The sequence below is a fragment of the Aliifodinibius sp. S!AR15-10 genome (assembly GCF_031569985.1).
Classification (GTDB): domain Bacteria; phylum Bacteroidota; class Rhodothermia; order Balneolales; family Balneolaceae; genus JAMQKA01.
In genome coordinates, this window is the sequence record NZ_JAMQKA010000098.1 from 1 (window position 1) to 3,865 (window position 3,865).

Here is a 3,865-nt window from a genome sequence, read left to right on the forward strand (position 1 = left end):
TCCCGGCAGCAGCTGGTCGATCAACTCATGAGCTACATCAAAGACTATAACCAGAAGAACGCAAAACCATTCAACTGGACCTATGGAAAAGAGTACCTCACGAATTAAGTGGTAATGACACTAGAGCAGCATTTAATGCTTCTTGATCATGAAATCTAGTCTCTTCCTTATATTCTTGTATATAGTCTATTGCTCCTGACGTTACTTTTTCCCTTCGCCAATAATCAAGGTTAATTAACATAACACCTGAATTAAAATAAGGGGATTTTTCAGTTCCACCTATTTCCTTATAGGATTTAATTCCATCTTTTCCGGAAAGTGTTTGTATCAAAAGATCTCTTACAGCCCATAGCGGTGTTATCTCAACATCATGTTTATACAACTTTGTAATATCAGATTCCAGGACTAAATCAGAATCCAAAAAAATCACTTTATTGCACTGATCTGGGAGATATTCTGGTATTAATAAAGGTAAATATATTGCTCGTGGTTTTCCTTTAGTCGGTAAATTATTCAACTTTTCCAGATCGGGTTTGATCCAAATAATAGAATGATTCTTCTTTTGATTGTTATTCTTAAAAATGCGTTTAATTTTATTTTTGTTCTTACTACTTATTCCGCCATCTAAAATGAAAAGTTGTAGACAGCTCATTTTATTTAAATTTCTTAAGATCGAAAACATCGTAACAGCAAGTTGCATTGCATAATTATCATCAGCAGCAAGTACAACATTAACTTGGTTATCAAATTTTGACATAAAATATAATCAATGGTTTAGCTTATTAATCATCCTGATATCATTTCCTGATAATCCATATACCTTTCCCTTCCTTGTGAAATTCCGGGGTAGCATTTAACTCTTTTATCCATTTTTCAGCGATTTCCTTTTCGTCTTCCCTGTTACCATCATCAAGTAAAATGATCCCGTCAGAGCTCAACCAACTCTTCAATAGCGGTACAGCAGGATACCTGGCCAACGGACTTGTATTGCCGGGAGGACCATCTATAATTAAAAGATCAATATTTTGCTCCAAGTAAACATCCGGGTCAAAATCATACCATGTTCTCGAATGGCCATCCATGCTGTACTCTCTCAATGGAGATTCAATCACTTCTGCTACCTTGTCAAGTTCATGTCGACAAAGATGCCGAGAGGTTGAGGCTACAAATTGCTCTTTGTGCTCTAATGCTATAATTTGACCGTTTTTGTTCTGCTTTAGATAACGAGCCACCAACACAGTGGAAGTTCCCGAACCACATTCTAATACTAATTCCGGCTGGACCTCCTCCAGTATTTGTATGAGTTTAGCCGCGAAGAGACCATCGATAGCCCATCCATCAAATGGCATAATACTGGTTCCCATAAGAGGTCTTATATTTATCATGGACCGAAGCTCATCCTCCGTCTCTAATACATTTTTAGCCAGCTGGAAAAACTGTTGATGAATAGATTCCGAAAGTGATTGAATTTGGTAATCAATTCGCTTCATAAATTAGGAAAAGACCTGTAAAAACGAGAAAAAACATCGCCCCTGCTACCAGAAATGGAAATGCATTGGATACAATGAAATCCAGCAAGCCTGCGGCTACTCCTACCAGACAGGCTATTATTGTGGGGCTCCATTGGTAAAATTTATCGGTGATGTTCAATTGTTTGATAATTTTATGACCTTTTACTCTCTGATAGGATCATTCTGTTTAAACGTGCTTATCTTATTTGTTTGGTTACATTATTGTAAAATCGTTCCAGCAATCTCATATCCTGCGTGATGATTTCTGCCTGCCCCATCATCCCATTTTTGGGTTTTAACTCTTGCCCATAATTGGTAGTTAGTCCCTCTGGAAATCTAACTTTCCCGAGAAATACACTGTCTTGTACTGGAATATTGGAAAGATAATCCAACCGGCCTGTCACCGTTCCAAACTCTTGGTACGGGTAACTGCTGAATCGCACCTGTACTCTTTGACCTTCTCTCACCTTCCCCAGGGAATTTTGGGACAAGGCCATCTCACCAAAAAAGTGTGTATTTTCCGGTTGGATATATAAAACTTCCTGTCCCGTTCTCAGCATCTGGTTCTCCTGCAAAATTCCCGCATAAATCAATCTCCCCGATACGGGCGCTATTAGCAGGTATTGCTCTTTCCATTCTTCAATAGCACTTTCCAGTGTATTTAATGCTTGCAAAAAAACAGATTTCTGTTCATCAATCTGTTTTTCCAGTTCCAATATCTGCTGTTCTTGGGTAGCCTGTTCAACATAATTCCGTATTATAGCTGATTCGGTCTGTTGCAGTGGTAACTGTTTGGCATGATAATCACTCTCTTGCCGGGCAAATTCGATAGGGGCGACCATTTCCTTCTCGGCCAGCTTTTTCTGGGCTTCGTACCTCTGGCGTGCAATTTCCAGTTCAGCCTGCTGGATCTTTTTTTGCTGCCTCAGTTTATTAAGTAATTCCTGTGTATATTCTAATTCCTGTTGCAGGCTCTCCCTCTTCTTAATGTAAAATCCGCCCGGCAAGTAGGTGGTAAATTCTCTAAACGACTGCTCAAACGACTGAAAACTATCCTGCAGATCCCCCAGATTGGAAAAATCAGCAATGTTTACCGAGTTAAACTTTCCCAGCTTACTATTATTAAGCCAGCTTCTCATGCTGTCGATCTGAGTTGATAGCCTTAAAACCTGCCTGTGACTACCTGTACTTTCCAACCAGGCCAGGATCTCATTTTTTTGAACCGTCACATTATTGGAACGGTTCGGTGGCAATGAGTTCTCTGTGGGTACCCTGCTCAGCGATCTCCCCATCATGCATTACAACAATATTATCTGCATTTTTTACGGTACTTAGCCGGTGGGCCACAACAATGACTGTACGCTGCTTAAAAAAATCTTCCAATTTTCCCATAATGGCACGTTCATTATTGGCATCCAAGGCATTGGTCGCCTCATCAAAAAAGATGAATTCAGGATCCTTGTATACCGCCCGTGCAATGAGAATTCGTTGTTTTTGCCCCTCACTGATGCCGTTGCCTTCAGAACCGATTTTTGTGTTGTACCCCAGCGGCAGGGAATCGATAAAATCCTGAATATTAGCTACACTCACGGCGTGTTCCAGTTTTTCCATATCCGGTTGCTGCTCTCCCACAGCAATATTACGGGCTATATTATCAGAAAAAACATGGCCGTCTTGCATTACGACACCACAGTGATGCCTCCAGGCGCGATGGCTAATCATTTCCAAGTTTCGGTTACCCAGCTGTATTTTTCCTTTACCCCGGTGGATAGAACTTGAGCAGAAGTTTAAGTAACGTGGTCTTTCCACATCCGCTCATACCGACCAAGGCTGTAGTCTTACCCTCGGGTATCTGCAAATCAATATCCTTCAATACCGGTTCGTTTCCGGCCCCGGGATAGGTGAATTTCAGTTGTTTGATTTCAATATCCTTTTTATCCGGTAGCTGGTGGGTCAGCATCTTGTCATCCGGCTCTTCATCCTCTTGCTTGTGAACATCATTCAAGCGTTCCATACTAAGCCAGGCGTCCTGCGTGGATCGTACAAATCCAATAAGCTGCTCCACCGGTCCATTAAGCTGACCGATGATGTACTGTATAGCCATCATTGCACCGAGCGTGAGCTGCCCGTTGACCACTGCCACGGCCGCAAGGAACGTAATACCGATATTTTTTCCCTCATTGATGAAAAAAGCCCCACCCTGCTGGTATTGGTTGAGTGACAAGTTGAGGCCTTTGAATTACCTGCCGATTTGGGTCGTGTTTAATTTTGCGGGTACAAATAGGTAAAAACCGGCAAAATAATCCATAAATGCACCTTGCATTTTTCGTTTTAGGCCGAAATATCGGCCTCAG

Annotated in this window: 3 protein-coding genes and 1 pseudogene; all 4 read right to left on the reverse strand. The window is 41.3% G+C overall.

From position 1 onward, the window contains the following. Positions 1-97: 97 nt before the first annotated feature. Positions 98-757 (reverse strand): glycosyltransferase family 8 protein, encoded by a 660-nt coding sequence (locus NC796_RS26405; protein ID WP_310688875.1) that lies wholly within the window; start codon positions 755-757, stop codon positions 98-100. Between the two features lie 40 nt (positions 758-797). Next, complete coding sequence (locus tag NC796_RS26410; RefSeq protein ID WP_310688877.1) at positions 798-1,490, reverse strand: class I SAM-dependent methyltransferase; 693 nt, start codon at positions 1,488-1,490, stop codon at positions 798-800. A gap of 218 nt (positions 1,491-1,708) precedes the next feature. Further along, positions 1,709-2,650 (reverse strand): HlyD family efflux transporter periplasmic adaptor subunit, encoded by a 942-nt coding sequence (locus NC796_RS26415; protein WP_310688878.1) that lies wholly within the window; start codon positions 2,648-2,650, stop codon positions 1,709-1,711. Positions 2,651-2,741: 91 nt separating this feature from the next. Beyond that, positions 2,742-3,735: pseudogene (locus NC796_RS26975) on the reverse strand (peptidase domain-containing ABC transporter); the annotation flags it as partial. Positions 3,736-3,865: the final 130 nt, after the last annotated feature.

Bases quoted from the DNA above. Each gene is read 5' to 3' on its own strand.
- NC796_RS26410 (WP_310688877.1), bottom strand. From the start codon at position 1,490: ATGAAGCGAATTGATTACCAAATTCAATCACTTTCGGAATCTATTCAT.
- NC796_RS26415 (WP_310688878.1), bottom strand. From the start codon at position 2,650: ATGAGAAGCTGGCTTAATAATAGTAAGCTGGGAAAGTTTAACTCGGTA.
- NC796_RS26405 (WP_310688875.1), bottom strand. From the start codon at position 757: ATGTCAAAATTTGATAACCAAGTTAATGTTGTACTTGCTGCTGATGAT.